General features: G+C 68.6%; 14 protein-coding genes. 9 read left to right on the forward strand and 5 right to left on the reverse strand.

Translation table 11 applies throughout. The features are described 5' to 3' along the window. Positions 1–20: 20 nt before the first annotated feature. Positions 21–626 (reverse strand): DUF192 domain-containing protein, encoded by a 606-nt coding sequence (locus LCY71_RS07460; RefSeq protein WP_225335735.1) that lies wholly within the window; start codon positions 624–626, stop codon positions 21–23. A 127-nt stretch (positions 627–753) separates the two neighbouring features. On the opposite strand from LCY71_RS07460, the gene LCY71_RS07465 reads away from it, so the two are divergent. Continuing rightward, positions 754–1,488 carry a competence/damage-inducible protein A gene (locus LCY71_RS07465; RefSeq protein WP_225335736.1) on the forward strand — a complete coding sequence of 245 codons (735 nt, stop codon included), beginning with the start codon at positions 754–756 and terminating at the stop codon, positions 1,486–1,488. Here LCY71_RS07465 and LCY71_RS07470 read toward each other — a convergent pair whose 3' ends face one another. Beyond that, positions 1,489–2,139 (reverse strand): DedA family protein, encoded by a 651-nt coding sequence (locus LCY71_RS07470; RefSeq protein WP_225335737.1) that lies wholly within the window; start codon positions 2,137–2,139, stop codon positions 1,489–1,491. A gap of 94 nt (positions 2,140–2,233) precedes the next feature. Here LCY71_RS07470 and hemB point away from each other — a divergent pair, with 94 nt between their 5' ends. From hemB to LCY71_RS07510, 8 genes are all read left to right on the forward strand, one after another. Further along, positions 2,234–3,214 carry a porphobilinogen synthase gene (hemB, locus tag LCY71_RS07475; RefSeq protein WP_225335738.1) on the forward strand — a complete coding sequence of 327 codons (981 nt, stop codon included), beginning with the start codon at positions 2,234–2,236 and terminating at the stop codon, positions 3,212–3,214. A gap of 420 nt (positions 3,215–3,634) precedes the next feature. After that, positions 3,635–4,975, forward strand: coding sequence for an ammonium transporter (locus tag LCY71_RS07480; protein WP_225335739.1), 1,341 nt, complete (start codon positions 3,635–3,637; stop codon positions 4,973–4,975). Continuing rightward, positions 4,972–5,346: a nitrogen regulatory protein GlnK1 gene (glnK1, locus tag LCY71_RS07485; protein WP_308444695.1), complete on the forward strand. Its 375-nt coding sequence runs from the start codon at positions 4,972–4,974 to the stop codon at positions 5,344–5,346. Before LCY71_RS07480 ends, glnK1 begins: the two co-directional genes overlap by 4 nt. Beyond that, the gene (locus LCY71_RS07490; protein ID WP_225335740.1) at positions 5,347–5,802 is read left to right on the forward strand and encodes an Lrp/AsnC family transcriptional regulator; all 456 of its coding nucleotides are present in this window, start codon (positions 5,347–5,349) and stop codon (positions 5,800–5,802) included. Positions 5,803–6,384: 582 nt separating this feature from the next. Next, positions 6,385–7,881, forward strand: coding sequence for an MATE family efflux transporter (locus tag LCY71_RS07495; protein ID WP_225335741.1), 1,497 nt, complete (start codon positions 6,385–6,387; stop codon positions 7,879–7,881). Positions 7,882–8,080: 199 nt separating this feature from the next. Continuing rightward, positions 8,081–8,722 (forward strand): chemotaxis protein CheC, encoded by a 642-nt coding sequence (locus LCY71_RS07500; RefSeq protein WP_225335742.1) that lies wholly within the window; start codon positions 8,081–8,083, stop codon positions 8,720–8,722. 80 nt (positions 8,723–8,802) lie between these two features. Then, positions 8,803–9,036, forward strand: a complete 234-nt coding sequence (locus tag LCY71_RS07505; RefSeq protein WP_225335743.1) for a hypothetical protein — start codon at positions 8,803–8,805, stop codon at positions 9,034–9,036. A gap of 205 nt (positions 9,037–9,241) precedes the next feature. Beyond that, a complete protein-coding gene (locus LCY71_RS07510) occupies positions 9,242–10,429 on the forward strand; it encodes an MFS transporter (RefSeq protein ID WP_225335744.1) in 1,188 nt (395 codons plus the stop codon). A 181-nt stretch (positions 10,430–10,610) separates the two neighbouring features. On the opposite strand, the gene LCY71_RS07515 is transcribed toward LCY71_RS07510, so the two are convergent. From LCY71_RS07515 to nasA, 3 genes are all read right to left on the reverse strand, one after another. Next, positions 10,611–12,368 (reverse strand): nitrite/sulfite reductase, encoded by a 1,758-nt coding sequence (locus LCY71_RS07515; RefSeq protein ID WP_225335745.1) that lies wholly within the window; start codon positions 12,366–12,368, stop codon positions 10,611–10,613. A gap of 305 nt (positions 12,369–12,673) precedes the next feature. Next, the gene (locus LCY71_RS07520; RefSeq protein ID WP_373325161.1) at positions 12,674–13,978 is read right to left on the reverse strand and encodes an MFS transporter; all 1,305 of its coding nucleotides are present in this window, start codon (positions 13,976–13,978) and stop codon (positions 12,674–12,676) included. A gap of 485 nt (positions 13,979–14,463) precedes the next feature. After that, positions 14,464–16,572: an assimilatory nitrate reductase NasA gene (nasA, locus tag LCY71_RS07525; RefSeq protein ID WP_225335747.1), complete on the reverse strand. Its 2,109-nt coding sequence runs from the start codon at positions 16,570–16,572 to the stop codon at positions 14,464–14,466. Between the last annotated feature and the right edge of the window lie 90 nt (positions 16,573–16,662).

Raw genomic sequence — 16,662 nt, forward strand, 5'->3', positions numbered from 1 at the left:
CGATGCGACCGAGGGCGACGTCACTCGGCGTCGCTCTCGTTGTCCTCGGGCAGATCGAGTTCGACCTCGGTGCCGGGACCGACGCCGGTCTCGTTGGCGAACCCGCGCTCCATCTCGACGACGTACTGCGCGTCCCCGTCGCTGTAGTAGGACTTCAGCTCGCCCGCGCTGGCGTTGGGCTGGGTGCGGGCGTGTTCGACGTTCAGCACGGTCCCGTTGGGCGCGACGAAGATCATGTCCAGCGGGATCAGCGTGTTCTTCATCCAGAAGCCCCGCTGGGCGGCCCCGTCGTAGACGAACACCATCCCGTGGCGCTCGGGCAGGTGCGTCCGGTTCATCAGCCCCTCGCTGCGCTCCGTCCTGTTGTCGGCCACCTCCAGCGTGACGGTGACGTTCCCGTCGTCGGTCAGGAACGTCCCCGTGGCGTTCCCGCGTTCGAGGTCGATCGTCGGGGTCGACGCCGGAGTCTCTGTGGGCGTCGCCGTCGCGGTCGGGGCCGGCGTGTCAGTCTCGGTCGGCGTCCCGGTGCTCGTCGCCGTCGTCGACCCCGCGTCGAACTGCGCGCACCCCGCCAGCGCGACGAGGAGGACGAGCCCGACGACCGACAGTGAACGTGCTCGCGTCATTGATTCCGGATATGGACCGGCCGTTGAAAAGTTCCGCTGGTGCAGCACCGGTCCGCCCGACGGCGGGCCCGTGGTCGGCCTCGCCCCCCACCGCGGGCCTTAATCGCGTGGCAGCCCAGAGACGGGTATGGACGTGGCGCTGCTGACCGTGGGTGACGAACTGCTGTCGGGCGACACCGAGAACACGAACGCGACGTGGCTGGCGCGGGAGTTGACCGGCCGGGGCGCGAGCGTCCGGCGGGTCCTCACCGTGCCGGACGACCGCGAGGTCATCGCCGACTACGTCCGCGAGTGGCGCGACCGGTTCGACGCGGTGATCGTCACCGGCGGGCTGGGCGACACGCCGGACGACGTGACGGTCGAGGCGGTCGCAGACGCCTTCGACCGCGAGCTGGAGGTCCGCGAGGACGTCCGCGAGCGCGTCGAGGAGAAGGCCCGGCAGTACCGCGAGGAGAACCCGGAGCGCTTCGAGGAGTACGAGTTCGACATCGACTTCGACGAGACGGCGGCGCTCCCCGCGGGCGCGCGGCCGCTCCAGACGGAGGAGAGCTTCAACCCGGGCTGCGTCGTCGAGAACGTCTACGTCTTCCCGGGGTTCCCCGAGGAACTGCGGACGATGTTCGGGGCCGTCGCGGAGGAGTTCGGCGGCGACGTCGTCACCGAGTCGGTGGCGACGGTGACCCCCGAGGGCGCGCTGAAGGACGTGCTGGACGGCGTCCGCAAGCAGTTCGACGTGGCCGTCGGGAGCTACCCCGTCCGCGACGACCGGCCCGGGCGAGTGAAAGTCAGCGGGACGGACAGCGAGGAAGTCGAGAGTGCCGCGGCGTGGGTGCGCGAGCGCGTACGGACGCCCGAGGAGTGATCAGATCGGAAGCAGATCCAGCAGCCCCCACTCGAAGGCGTAGTGGGCGGCCAGCGCGAGCCACGACTCGAATGCGAGCGTGCCCAGCGCCGACAGGAGGGCGAACTCCCGGACGTCCATGTCGGCGATGCCCGCCGGGACCGTGAGCATGCCACGCGTGAACAGCAGCGCGTTGCTGATCGGGACGGCGGGGCGACCCCAGCGGTCGAACCAGCCCTCGAAGCGGGCCAGACTGGACTCGTCGACGCGGAACCAGGGCTTGTCCAGGAGCCACTCGCGGCCGCCGCGTTTGGCGAGCACGAACAGCGCGGTCTGGCCGGCGGTGGCACCGACCACCGCGACGGTCAGGATAGCGGCGACGACGCCGACGTCGTAACCGCCGTCGGTCGTCGCCAGCACGCCGATGGAGATCGGGACGAGCGCCTCGCTCGGGGCGAAGTACAGCAACATTGCGCCCTCCAGCACGAAGATCGCCAGCAGCGCGAACAGTCCGTACCGGTCGATGAGCTGGCGGGCGTACTGCTCGTCGCCGATCAGGAACAGGGCGACGCCGGCGACGGCGAGGAGGACGAACGTCCCAGCGACGACCAGCAGGCCGTAGTCCTCGGCGAACGTGCGGAGGGAGCTACGCGAGGGCTCCAGGGAAGCCATTCGGGCGAAGCAACGCCCGTCCCGGGCAAAGGTCTTGTTATCGCGGTACCGGCCAGTGGAAAGGCGCTTTAGCGCCGGCCGACAAGGGCCGGGCATGAACCCCACGCGTCGCCCGCGGCGGCTCCGGACGGACGGGGTCCGCCCGCTGGTCAGCGAGACGGAGCTGTCGGCGTCGGACCTGATCGCCCCGGTGTTCGTCGACGCCACGACGGACGAGCGGGTGCCCATCGAGTCGATGCCCGGCCACGAGCGCGTGCCCGTCGAGGCGGCCGTCGACCGCGTCGAGGAGGTCCTGGCGACGGGCGTCGAGGCGGTCATCGTCTTCGGCATCCCCGAAGCCAAGGACGAGCGGGGCTCCCGCGCCTGGGCCGAGGACGGCGTCGTCCAGCGGGCGGTCCGCGACGTCACCGCCGAGACGGACGCCTACGTGATCACGGACGTCTGCCTCTGCGAGTACACCGAGCACGGCCACTGCGGTATCCTGGAGCCAGACGCCGACGAGGACCCGACGCTGACGGTCCGCAACGACGAGACGCTGGACCTGCTCGCGGAGACGGCCGTCTCCCACGCCCGTGCTGGCGCCGACATGGTCGCGCCGTCCGCCTCGATGGACGGGATGGTGGGGGCCATCCGCGAGGCGCTCGACGGCGAGGGGTACGACGACGTGCCGATCATGAGCTACGCGGCCAAGTACGAGTCGGCCTTCTACGGGCCCTTCCGGGACGCCGCCGACGGGGCACCGGCCTTCGGCGACCGCCGGCACTACCAGATGGACCCCGCGAACGCGCGCGAGGCCATGCGCGAGGTGGCGCTCGACGTCGAGGAGGGCGCCGACGTGCTGATGGTCAAGCCCGCGCTGCCCTACCTCGACGTCGTGAGTGCGATCCGGCGGGAGCACGACCACCCCGTCGCCGCCTACAACGTCTCCGGGGAGTACGCCATGCTCCACGCCGCCGCCGAGAAGGGCTGGCTGGACCTGGAGGAAGTCGCCTACGAGTCGCTGCTGTCCATCAAGCGCGCCGGCGCGGACCTGATCCTGACCTACTTCGCCGAGGACGTCGCCGAGCGGCTGTGAGGTGCGGGGTTCCGAGCGCTAGCGAGGACCCTCGGAACGAGCGAGCGGGAGTGAGCAGAACGGAATGACCCGCGAGCCGCGAAGCCGAACGAAGCGAGGCTCGATTAGCGCGGCGCGCGCGAGCTATAGCGGCGCTGAACGGGGTCGCCGGTCTCGTTTCCGGTTGACGAACGTCCGAAATATGGGCCGACGAACGCCCTGTTTCTGAACGGAATACAACCTTATATCCATAATACCATGGTATAATCTGGACAGTTGTCTATTCATACGACCAAATATTCAGAATCATCAAGCCAATCCTTATGTAGTGGTGATCCGAGTGCATCTCCCGTGAGTGAGATGACGAAATTGGTCGAATACGAGGGAAAGTTGGACATCTAACCACAGTAGCGATACAGAAGGATACGAGTGAACATACACATGCTGTACGAACCACTACAGGTCAGCGCGGACGCGCTCAACTACACGTGGATACTGGTGGCATCGTTCCTGATCTTCTTCATGCACGCCGGCTTCGCCATGCTCGAGGCGGGGCAGGTGCGATCGAAGAACGTGGCGAACCAGCTGACGAAGAACCTCCTGACCTGGTCGGTCGGGGTGACGATGTTCTTCCTGGTCGGCGCGGGCATCTCTGGCCTGGTCGGCGGCAGCGACTTCGCCGCCGGCTTCACGACCAGCGGAACGGGCTGGATCGACTGGCTGTACGGCGCCGTCTTCGCGATGACGGCGGCGACGATCGTCTCCGGGGCCGTCGCCGGCCGCGCGAAGCTCCGGGCCTACGTCGGCTACACGTTCCTGCTGGCCGCCGTGATCTACCCCGTCGTCACCGGCCTGACGTGGGCCGGGAGCCACATCTCGTTCGGCGGCGCGGTCTTCACCGACTTCGCCGGCGGGATGATCGTCCACGGCATGGGCGGCGTCGCCGGCCTCACCGCAGCGTGGGTGCTCGGCCCGCGCATGGATCGGTACAACGACGACGGCACGGCTAACGTCATCCCGGGTCACTCGATGACCTTCGCCGTGCTCGGCACGCTGATACTGGCCTTCGGCTGGTACGGGTTCAACGTCGGTACGTCGGCGATCATCGGCGAGGAGTTCCTCGGCGCCCAGCTCGGCCGCGTCGCGATGACGACGACGATCTCCATGGCGTGCGGTGCCATGGGCGCCGGGCTCGTCGCCTGGTTCAAGACCGGGAAGGTCGACACCCTGTACGTCGCCAACGGCCTGCTGGCCGGTCTGGTCGGCATCACGGCGATCCCACACACGACGACCTGGTGGGGGGCCTTCGTCGTCGGCGGCCTCGCCGGCGCGCAGCTGCCCGTCGTCTTCGGCTTCGTCGAGAACACGCTGAAGATCGACGACGTCTGCGCCGTCTTCCCCGTCCACGGGAGCGCGGGCGTGCTCGGCACGCTGCTGTTCCCGTTCGTCGCGGCCCCCCAGTTCGTCGATTCCGTGGTCGACGCTTTTGTCGCCCAGGTGATCGGCGTCGCCGTCATCACGGCCTGGACGGTCGTCGCGACCGGCGTCGTCTGGGGCGCGTTCAAGGCGACGGGGCAGGCCCGGGTCACGCCCCAGCACGAGCGCGACGGCCTCGACGTCAGCGAGCACGGCGTCGAGACCTACCCCGAATTCGGCGAGGACGAGGGCGTCGTCGCGGACGGTGGTCTGGTCGGAGACCAGACCTCGTCGGAGCGCCGGTCCGGCGGCGGCACCGTCGTGACGAACGAGAACGTTGCGGCCCAGAGAGGTGACGACGAATGAGCGACACTGACACCGACGAGGACGAGCGCGAGATCAAACTGGTGATGGCGATGATTCGTCCCGACAAGCTCGGCGACGTCAAGGAGGCGCTGGCGGAGGTCGGCGCCCCCTCGCTGACGGTGACGAACGTCTCCGGCCGCGGCAGCCAGCCCGCCAAGACGGGCCAGTGGCGCGGCGAGGAGTACGTCGTCGACCTCCACCAGAAGGTCAAGATCGAGTGCGTCGTGGCGGACATCCCCGCCGAGGACGTCGTCGAGGCCATCCAGCAGGGCGCCCAGACGGGCGAGCCCGGCGACGGCAAGGTCTTCGTCCTCCCCGTGGAGGACGCGGTCCAGATCCGAACGGGCGAGCGCGGACCCGACGCAGTGTAGATGGAGCCCGACGAGACGGACCGAACGGTGATCAACGCACTGCTCGCGGACGGGCGGGCCAGCGCCCGGGAGATCGCCTCCGAGACGGGCCTGCCCGCGCCGACGGTGGCCAAGCGGCTCGACGCCCTCGAGGCGGCCGACGTCGTCGAGGGGTACGAGCCCCGCGTCGACTACGAGCAGCTGGGGTACGACGTCGGCGCGGTCTTCCAGCTGTCCGTCGACGGCGACGGGCTGACGGACCTGACCGACCGGTTGCGCGACCACGAGCGGATGATCGCCGTCTACGAGGTGACCGGCGGCCACGACGTGGTCGCCATCGGGAAGTTCCGGGACACCGCCACGCTGGACGAGGAGATCAAGACGCTGCTGACCGACCCCGCGGTCGAGGACGCCACCACGGCCATCGTCCTCGACACCGTCCGCGAGTTCGAACAGTTCTCCGTCGACGCCGGCTGACGCCGCGGTCGCGGGCACGCGCCCGAAACCGGCGTTCGACGGCGCAGTGAGTCGCGCCGACGGTCGGGCGGCGCTCGGCCGTTCCGATCCCATCGGGCAGTTTTCCGGGAGCGGCCGGGGGAGAATCAGCCGGTCAGTCCGAGTGCGTAGTGTCCGCTATCGCTCGTCAACGCGGAGCGAACGCACTGGCAGTCTCCGCACTGGTCGCGTGCCAGAGCTCACTGGCCACGCGCCAGAGCTTATTTATACCGTACGTCCGTGACAGACGGTAGTTCCCATGAGCGCCGTGCTCTAGCGGGGCCCGATGCACGCGGGCCCACGATCGGTCGCTCCGACCGAAAGCGACGGCTCTCGGTGACCGATCCTCGCCTCTGACGTCTCTCCTCCGTGGTATCCCGCGTTTTCACGGTCTGTAGCGAACCGTTCGCCGACCACGTAGTATCGAGACACACCGGAATTTCACATGCTCAGATTGCAACGCAGCCGGTCCAGCAGACCGCCGCTCTCGCCGCGAGAGCGAGCACCGCGCAGTCGAACGACTCGATCGCTCGATCGACGCGAACGTCGAGTCGGGAGGGACAGATGACGGATACCTCGACTGACCAGTCCGATCAATTCACGCGGGGATCTATCGTTCGGCCGCTACTGGTGCTCGCCGGCCCCCTCACCGCGACTCAATTGCTGCAGGTGGCGTACAACCTCACCGACACGTTCTGGGTCGGACGGCTGGGTGCCGGGGCAGTGAGTGCGCTCTCCTTCTCCTGGCCGCTCATCTTCCTGCTGATAAGCGTCGGTGCGGGGATGACCAATGCCGGAACGATCCTCATCTCGCAGAACGTCGGTGCGGGCAACGACGACCGACTCGGGCACGTCGCAGGGCAGACGATCGCGTTCGTCGGCCTGCTCTCGATCGGCGTGGCGGCACTCGGGGCAGCGTTCGCTCCGCAGTTGCTTCAGGCGATCGGCGCTCCCGCGGGCACGACGGTCCACGACCTCGCCGTCGCGTACACGCGAGTGATCGTCCTCGGGATGCCCTTCACGTTCGGATTCTACGTGTTCATGGCGCTCCTTCGCGGCTGGGGCGACACGAAGACGCCGATGTACCTGATGGCGCTCAGCGTCGGTCTCAACGTCGCCCTCGATCCGTTCCTCGTCCTCGGATTCGCCGGCAATCCGCTGTTCGGCTGGGTGGGTCTCGGCGGCCTCCAGGACGCGCTGTTCACCGCGACCGGGTTCACCGGCTTCGGCGTCACAGGCGCTGCGGCGGCGACTGTCTTCTCACGCGCCGTGGCTGCAGTCGTCGGCCTGTGGCTGCTGTTCGGTGGACGCGTCGGCCTCCGGCTCGGACTGGACGACCTCCTGTTGCAGTTCGAAACGGTCGCGAAGATCGTCCGACTCGGGGGCCCCGGAGCCGTCGATCAGAGCACCGAATCCGTCGCGGCCATCGTCACGACGGCGCTGGTCGCCACCGTCGGTACTGATGCCGTCGCTGCGTACGGAATCGGCAACCGGTTCGTTTCGCTCGTCTGGCTCCCCACTGTGGCGATGGGTATGTCCGTCGAGACGGTGGTGGGACAGAACCTCGGTAGCGGTCGTCGCGATCGCGCTCGACGCACGGTGTACGTCGCCGTCGCGATCCTCGCGACGGCCTTTCTCGTCGCCGGTGCGTTCACCGTCCGGCTCGCCCGACCGATAGTGGAAGTGTTCATCGCCGGTCCCGACGCGGGCCCGATCATCAGCCACGGTGCGGCGTTCCTCCGGATCGTCGCGCCGACGTGGGTCGTCATGGCCGCCTATCACATGATGAACGGGGCGTTCTACGGGTCCGGGTCGACCCGGATGGCGATGGGCATCGGCGTGACGTCGCTGTGGGGCGTCCGTGCCCTCGCCGCAGTCCTGCTCGTACTCGTGGCAGGTCTCGGTGCGAGCGGGGCGTGGTACGCCATCGCCCTCTCCAACGTCACTGCGGCCATCGCAGGAGCGATCTTCTTCTTCCGTGGCGACTGGCTGGGGGACGTCCTCGCAGTCGATTCGACGCCGGAAGCGACTGACGATGCGGACGCGGGGACGACTGACTGATCCCGCGTGGGTCACGTTCTGACCGATTCCGGCACCGCGATCGGCGTCTCGCTCGTTCGTACTGACTGTAGTTTCAATTTCTACTATAGCGCGGGCGGGCTCAGTCAATCGGAGGGAATCGCAACGGGGACGGCCGTCCCGTTTTCGCGACTGAGACTCCCGGCAGAGGCGTTATACCGCTCGAAGCGGATGCGCTCGTATGGCGCTGGAAGTCGACGTCAGGAAGCTCGACATCTTCAACGGGATGGCCAGGGAGGGGTCGGGGACGGTCGCCGATCACCTCGGACAGCTGACGGGGCGCGACGCCGCCGTCCGGACCTCGCAGATCAACTTCCTCGACATCGAGGACGTCAAGACCCACATCGGCGCTGATCGGCGCGTCGGCATCTACGTGGAGTTGAACGAGCCGCCCTACGGCTACGTCCTGTTCATGCTCGAACCGGCCGACAGCAAGCAACTGGCCGGCGCGATGACGGGCGGGATGGGCGGGGAGAGCGACGAGTCGGGATTCAGCGAGATGGAGCGGTCGGCCATGCAGGAGATCGGCAACATCATGACCAGCGCCTTCATCGACGGGTGGGCCAACGTCCTCGAGACGACGATCGACATGGGGACGCCGAACTTCGTGCTCGGACCCGCAGACGGCATCGTCGACGAGATGGGCGGCTGGCCGGAGTCGGAACTCGTCTTCGTCGTCGACTCCCGGATCACGGTCGAGGGGGGCGACCTCGGGATGACCGTCTACACCTTCCCCGAACTCGAGTCGCTCGTCGGACTGATCCAGAACATCGACCTCGACACCGACGTCGAGGCTGACGTGGCGGCCGACGAACTGTTCTAGCCGAGAGGGCCGGTGGACCGACGGGCCCGGACACGTGGGGAGAACAGGACTGGTTTGCCGGTCGGCCTCGAGTCCCAGCGATGGTAACGCCGGAGTGGCTCCAGCGCAATCAGGTGGCCGTCTACGCGCTCGCGGTCGCCGTCGCCGTCGCGGTCGGCGAGCGGCCGCGAGTGGCAGGGGCGGACGGCGTGGCTCCCGGTGCCGATGACGGGCGCGACGCTGCTATAATAGAAATCGAAACTATTTATACATCGAGGGGTACCCGGGGTGCCCCTCGAGTGTATCATTGCGTTCAATTTCTACTAGAGTCGTGATCGGCTCACAGCTCCCCCGCGTCCGGGCGTCGATCGACCAGATAGCCGCCGTCGTCGTGTCTCTCGTCAGTGAAGTCCCATCGTTGACCGGTAGCGAGGGCTTGAAGCGGCAGACGCGCCGACCAGGGGACGTGGTGAAGAAGCCCGTCGCCGGTCGCCGGCCGAGCCGATCGATCGCTGGACGCCCCGCCGGAGTCGTCCGACCATGACGGGCGACGGGAAGCCGGCGGGCCGAACCGGCGTGTTCCTCACGATCTGTGCGTTCTCCTTCATGGTGAACTTCGGGCGCGTCGCGTTCGCGCCGCTGGTCGATCACTTCATCAGCACGGGCGTCGCTCCGGCGACCGCCGGTCTCGCGGCGACGGCAGTGTGGGTCGGCAGCGCGCTCCCCCGCCTGCCGACGGGCTACCTCCTGACGTTCGTCCGCCGGCACCGGATCATCCTCGGGATGGGCCTGTTCCTGTCCGTCGCGGCGGCGCTGACGGCGCTGTCGCCGGGCATCCGGTTCACGGTGGCGGGCGCGCTGCTGATCGGGCTGGCGACGGGCGTGTTCTTCATCGCCGCCAACCCGCTCGTCAGCGAGCTCTACCCGCAGCACGTCGGCCTGGCGGTCGGACTGCGGGGGATGTCGTCGCAGATCGCCGCCGTCGCCGCGCCCTTCCTCGTCGCCACGGCCATCGGGCTCGGCTCCTGGCGGTTCGGGTTCTGGGGGCTGGCAGGCGCGGCGCTGCTCACGACGCTCGCGTTCGCGCTCGCGGTCCGGCGGGCGGAGCTCCCGACCGCCGGCCGGGAGGACCGGAACCTGCTGGGAGCGATCCGCGACCAGTGGCACCTCGTGGCCGCGGGCATCGTCTTCGTCGGCTTCACCGGCTTCGTCTGGCAAGGCGTGTTCAACTTCTACGTCACCTACCTCGGCGCGGCGAAGGGCCTCGACTCGGGGGCGGCCAACACGCTGCTGACGATCACCTTCGCCGCCGGCGTCCCCTCGTTCGTCGTCGCCGGCCGCCTGGCCGACCGCTTCTCGTACCTCTCGCTTCTGGTGACCATCCTCGGCGGCTTCGTGGTCACCCTGCTGGCGTTCACGGTCGTCAAGGGGTTCCTGGCCATCGCCGCCGTCTCGGTCGTCATGAGCCTGATCGTCCACGGCCTGTTCCCGGCGGCCGACGCCTACATGCTGGACACGCTCCCGGACGAGCAGCGCGCCAGCGCCTACTCGGGGTTCAGCGCGACGATGATGCTCATCCAGGCGCCCGGCAGCGTCGCGGTCGGCCTGCTGGCCCAGTACGGGGTCGCCTACACGGACGTCTTCCGCGGGTACGCGGTGCTGGTCGCCGCCATCGCCGTCGGCATGGGCCTACTGGCGCGTGCCGGGCGGCTCCCCAGGGGCGGCTAGACTGTCGGGAAAGCGGAACGAACGGACGCGAGAGCGGCGGACGAAGGAAGTGGACACGAGCAACCGGACGGGTCCACCGGAGGACTCACTGCGTTCGTCCTCCGAGCCCGGTCTCACGTGGTTCGACCGGACGCCGAGCCGTCCGAAAACCGCCGTCGACCGCGCACAACGGGACGCCCCGTCAGTCGTCGGCGGAGATGGGCTGACCCTCCGCGTCGGTGGACGCGGGGCTCTCGCCGTCCGCGAACGGGTACCAGGACTGCTTGGCGTCGTTCAGACAGGGGTCCTCGTACCCGTCGACCTCCTCGGGTTCGGCCAGTTCGACGATGGTCTCGTGGCCGGTGGCGTCGACCCACTCGGAGAGGGTCTGGCCGTCCTCTCGGAGCGCGGCGTAGGCCTCCAGGAGGTTGGCGATCATGCCGGGCACCTCGTCGGCGGGGACGCGCTGGCGGACCCACTCGATGAAGGAGGGATCCTCGCCGACGCCGCCGCCGACGCCGACGTCCATCGCCTCGACCATCTCGCCGTCCTTGCGGGCGCGCATCCCCTGCATGCCGATGTCGGCGGTCATCGCCTGGCCGCAGTCGGCGGTGCAGCCGGAGTAGTGCAGCTTGATCCGGTCGACGTCGTCTGGCAGTTCGACGTTGTCGCCCAGCCACCGGAGCAGCCGCGCCGTCCGCGTCTTCGTCTCGGTGAGCGCGATGGAGCAGAACTCCGTGCCGGTGCAGGCCATCGCGCCCTGGACGAAGGGGTTGGGCTCCGGCTTGTACTCCTCCAGCAGGTCCTCGTTGAGCAGGTTCGCCAGCTCCCCGTCGGGGACGTCCATGAGCAGCGGGTTCTGCCGCCTGGTGAGCCGGACCTCGCCGGAGCCGTAGGCGTCGGCCAGTTCGACGGCGTCCTCGGCGGGCATCCGGCCGACGGGGACCGACAGGCCGACGTAGTTCCGCCCGTCTTTCTGGTCGTAGACGCCGACGTGGTCGTGCGCGCCGTGCTCGCTGGGCTCGCCGGCGTTGTAGGTGTACTCGCCGCGGAAGTCCGTGCCGGCCGTCTCGAACTCGAACTCCAGCCGCTCGTCCAGGGCCTCGCGGATCTCGTCGGTGCCCCACTCGTCGACGAAGAAGCGGGCGCGGTTCTTCGAGCGGTTCTCCCGGTCGCCCTCCTCGTGGTACAGCTCGACGAACGCCCGGACCGTCTCCGTGGCGTGCTCGGGGCGGACGAACAGGTCGAGCGGGCGGGCCGCCCGGGGCTCGCGGCCGCCGAGGCCGCCGCCGACGCGGACGTTGAAGCCCCTGACTGCTTCGCCGTCCACGAGCTTCCGGGCCGGCTCCAGGCCGACGTCGTTGATCGAGTCCTGGGCACAGCCCTGCCGACACCCCGTGACGGAGATGTTGAACTTCCGGGGCAGATTACAGAGGGCGTCGTCGTCCCGAATCTCGGCCTGAATCTCGTCCAGTAGCTCGCGAGTCTCGACGTACTCCTCGGCCTTGCCGGCGACGGGACAGCCGGTGACGTTCCGCATCGTGTCCCCGCCGGCTGACCGCGAGGAGACGCCGACCGACTCGAGTTTCTCCCAGATCTCCGGGATGTCCTCGAGTTTGAGCCAGTGGAGCTGGATCGACTGGCGGGTCGTGAAGTCGATCCAGCCGTTGCCGAACTCCGGGTTCTCGGCGGGCCCTCTCGCGTAGTCGCGAGCGACCTCGCCGATGGCCCGCAACTGGCCGGGCTCGAGGACGCCCCCGCAGTTGGTCAGCCGCAGCATGAAGTACGACTCCTGACCGGAGCGCTGGTGGAAGATTCCCCAGAACTTGAAGCGCGTGAACCACTCCTCGCGCTCGTCTTCGGGGATGGACTCCCAGCCTTTCGCGGCGAACTCCTCCAGCTTCTCGCGGACCTCGTCGCCGTACAGTTCGTCCTTGACCTCCTCCTTCTTGTGTGGCATAGTCGTTTACTCCAAGCTTGTGATTATTTTCGGCAGATATCGTGACGTTCGTCCCGCAATCTACATGTATTCTAGCCGTTCGCTTCGTCTATAATGGTTAGAGTTGAAATCACCAACCAGGTGGCTGTAGATCCGGACGAACGGTCGGTGTTGAAGGTCTCGATACGGGTACTACGCTGTCGGTCAAATCGACGAAGTCCCGCCCCTCGGCCGCTGATAGCGCCAGCCGTGGCCGGCAGGTCCTCGACGGCGTCGTCGACCGCGAGGGGTCGTCGTCGACGGTGTCCCGGAGTCCCGGTGAACCGCTAGTCGCCGCCGGTGGGGGTCTCGGGGTTGCCGCCGTCGACGATCCAGCCGTCGTCGGTCGCGCGCTCGGCGACGTGGGGCCAGAACACCCACGCGGTCAGGGCGACGATGGGGAGCATCAGCACCGCGACCACGGAGTAGCCCGTGTGGAGGTTCGGCAGCAGCGGCGCGGCGTAGATCAGCGGGAAGACGATGCCGCCGACCGTGCCGACGCCGCCGACGACGCCGGCCACCGCGCCGGAGCTGTCCGGGAACATGGCGGGCACCTGCGCGAAGATCGACCCCTCGGCCATGGCGCAGGCCGTCCCGACGACGAAGCCGGCGGCCACGGCCAGCAGGACGCGGCCGGACAGGCCAGCCAGCGTCATGCCGAACATCGAGACGACGACGAAGCAAAGCGTGACGAACGTCCACTGTTCGCGATAGCGACCGGGGAAGAGCGGGACGATATCCGTCTCCGTCCGGGCGACGTAGTCGCTGACATAGCCGCCGATGGGTCGCAGCAGGCCCGCCGCTACGGAGAAGGTGGCCGCGAACGTGCTCGCCAGCACGAGGTCGTCCGTCGCGAAGCCCTCGCGGTAGTAGGTCGCCAGCCAGCCGTTCATCGACAGCTCCAACCCGAAGCTCATCACGTACGCCAGCGCGAGCACGACCGTGCCGTAGCGGGTGGCGGTGTAGAGCCAGCCCCTGAAGCTCGCGCTCTCCTTCGTGGCCCGGCGCTTCTCCTTGCTCCGGGCCGCCTCGCCGAGCGCGTAGTAGACGACCGCCAGCAGGATCGAGACGGCCCCAGTGTAGAAGAACGCCGCCCGCCAGTTCGACTCGAAGAGGGGGCCGCTCCAGTCGGGGCCGAAGACGCGCGGCAGGATCAGCGCGCCCCCCGCGGCGCCCGCGTTACCGACCCCGGCGTAGATCCCCTCGGCCAGCCCGAGGTTGTCCTCCTCGAACCACTCCGAGACGTGCTGGATGCCGATGACGAACGTGATGCCGGCCGTCGCCACGATCAGGCGCTCGACGAAGAACACGGCGTAGTCCTGCGCGAACGCCGACGCCATCGAGAACACCCCGACGTACGTCAGCACGATGGCGAACACTGCCGGCGCGCCGAACTTATCCGACAGCCAGCCGGTCAGGATCCGACCGAACGGCGCCAGCCAGATGGCCGCGCTGGCCAGGATCCCGATCTCCGACAGCGACAGGCCGAACTCCGCCGCCATCGGCCCCGTGAAGGGGGCGAAGGAGAACCAGATCAGGAACGAGAAGTTGAACCCGATCGTCGCCAGTACGAGCGTCCGCCACCTGGTCATCCTGATCAGACCCATGCTGGCACCTCCCTAGCGGTGTCGGGCTCAGTCGCCGGGCCACTCGTGCGACGGTCGAACCCTTCCGTACGTCCACAGATTTCACCAATGTATCGTAGCACGCCCACCATTAGTGCATTAGACGAGACGAATGCTCGATATATGAAGCTAGTCGTTAAAATATTCTACGTTTAAGGGCAGTGGGCTGGACGGCCGACCACTATGGAAGTGAGTATTATCGATAAAAGGTTGTTCGTCGTCTACCTGCGCGGGTCGAATCTCGACGGACGTCCAGAGATTCGGGTCTGCAACGATCGATAATAACTGTCTTCGCGGTCGGACGAGCGCGTCGTCGCTCCACGATTCGCGGCCCAGGACTGTGCCACGCGCGAGGAAAGGCCTCCGCGGTCAGAACAGCTCAGCTCGCGTGTCGCTCCTGACGTCGCTCCCGCTCGCTATTCGAGGCCGCGAGCGAAGCGAGCGGCCTCGCATCAGTCGTCGGCGGTCACGACCCCAGACGCCTCGGCCTCACGGGCTTCTGGAGCGACCAGCCGGACGGCGCACTGCTTGAAGTTCGGCTCCTTGGACTGGGGGTCCAGCGCGTCGACGGTCAGCCGGTTCGTGTCGGGGTGGTGGATGGGCAGCCAGACGAGCCCCTCGGGGACGGCTGGGTCGGGGTCGACCGCAGCCCGGACGGTCCCGCGGCGGGACTCGATCACCGTCTCGCCGTCCTCGACGGAGTCGGCGTCGTCGACCGTCTCGGGGTTCACCCGGGCGACGACCGGATCGGGGTTCTCGACCGCACGCGAGCGGACGCCCGTGTTGTACCCGTCGGACTCCCGGGCGGTCGTCAGCGTGAGCGGGTACGTCTCGTCGGTCGGTTCCGGCAGGTCACCCTGGCGGCCGGTGGAGAAGCGCGCGCGGCCCGTGGCCGTCGGGAACGACCAGGACTCGTCTGGGTCGTCAACCTCGCCGCCCCCTGGGCCCTCGTAGTAGCGGTAGCCGCCGTGGCTCTCCTCGTCGGGAGCCGGCCAGCGCACCGCCTTCTCCTCGTCGAGCCGGTCGTAAGTGATGCCGGACACGTCGGCGACGGTGCCCGCCGTGAGCCCGGCGAACTCGTCGAACAGCGCCTCAGGGGAGGGGTCCGGGTCCGGGAACAGCTCCGGGAACAGCTTGGCCCCGATCGTGGCGACGATCCGCAGGTCCGTCCGGACGCCGCTGGGGACGTCGGTCGCGGGCCGGACACGGGAGACGGTCCGCTCCATGTTCGTCGTCGTCCCGGCCGACTCGCCCCACGTGGCCGCGGGTAGCACGACGTCGGCTAGCTCAGTCGTCTCCGTCTCGAAGGCGTCCTGGGCGACGAGGAAGGTATCCTCCAGCGCCTCTTCGACCGGGCCGGCGTCGGGCATCCCGGCGACGGGGTTCGTCGCGACCGTCCAGACGGCCTGGACCTCCTCACCGACCGCGTCGACCAGTCCGACGGGGCCGGGGCCGGCGTCGTCGGGCAGGCGCTCGACGGGGACGCCCCACTCGTCGGCGACGACGCGGCGCTCGTCGGGGGCCTCGAAGTCGCGCTGGCCGGGCCAGGTGCCCTTCGACGAGCAGACGCGCGTCCCCATGGAGTTGGCCTGGCCAGTCAGCGAGAAGGGGCCGCTGCCGGGCCGGAGGTTGCCCGTCGCCAGGCAGAGGTCGATCAGGGCGCGGGAGAGGTCGGTCCCCTGGACGTGCTGGTTGACGCCCATGCCCCAGTAACACAGCGCCTTGCGGTCGAAGGCGGTCGCCAGGCGATCCACCGCCGCGACGGAGACGCCCGCCTCGGCGGCCACGGACTCGCTGTCGGGCAGCACGTCCAGCAGGTCAGCGAAGCCCTCCGTGGCCTCGTCGACGAACTCGCGGTCGATCCGGTCGGACTCGACGAGGCGGGCCAGCACCGCCCGCGCGAGCGCGAGGTCCGTCCCGGCGTCGGGCGCGACGTGGACGTCGGCCTGCGCCGCCGTCTCGGTCTCGACGGGGTCGACCACGACCATGTCGACGCCGTCCTCGTCCGCCGCCTGCCGAATCCACCGGAACATCACGGGGTGGGCGGCCGCCGGGTTCGCGCCCCAGATCACGTGGCTCTCGGCCGCCGGGATGTCGTCGTACGTGCACGGCGGCGCGTCGCTACCGAACGCCCGATAGTAGGCCGTCACGGCGCTGGCCATGCACAGCGTGGTGTTGGCGTCGTAGTACCGCGTGCCGAACCCGCCGCGGGCGAGTTTCCCGAGTGCGTAGGCGGCCTCGTTGGTCTGCTGGCCGCTCCCCAGGATCCCGACCTCGCCCGCCTCCTGCGCGCGCCGGAGGCCAGTGACGGCCTCGGAGAGCGCGACGCCCCACGTCGTCGGCACCAGTTCGCCGTTGCGCCGGACCTGCGGCCGTGTCAGCCATGGCCCCTCCGGGTCCTGACTCTCCTCGATCCCACGCTCGCAGGCCAGTCCCTGGTTGACCGGATGGGCGTCGTCCCCGCGCACCACGTCGATGCCCGCCCCCAGGTCCGCACTCCGATGCAGGTGCCCGCAACCGACGGCGCACCGCATGCACGTCGTCGGCACCCAGTCGCTCACGGCGCACCACCCGCGCGACGCCTGGACTCGCCACGAACGGTAGTTCGACGAACTGCGAACATACTCTGTCAGTGTCAAACGAATTGCCGA

It is taken from the genome of Halomicrobium urmianum (assembly GCF_020217425.1).
Lineage (GTDB): Archaea > Halobacteriota > Halobacteria > Halobacteriales > Haloarculaceae > Halomicrobium > Halomicrobium urmianum.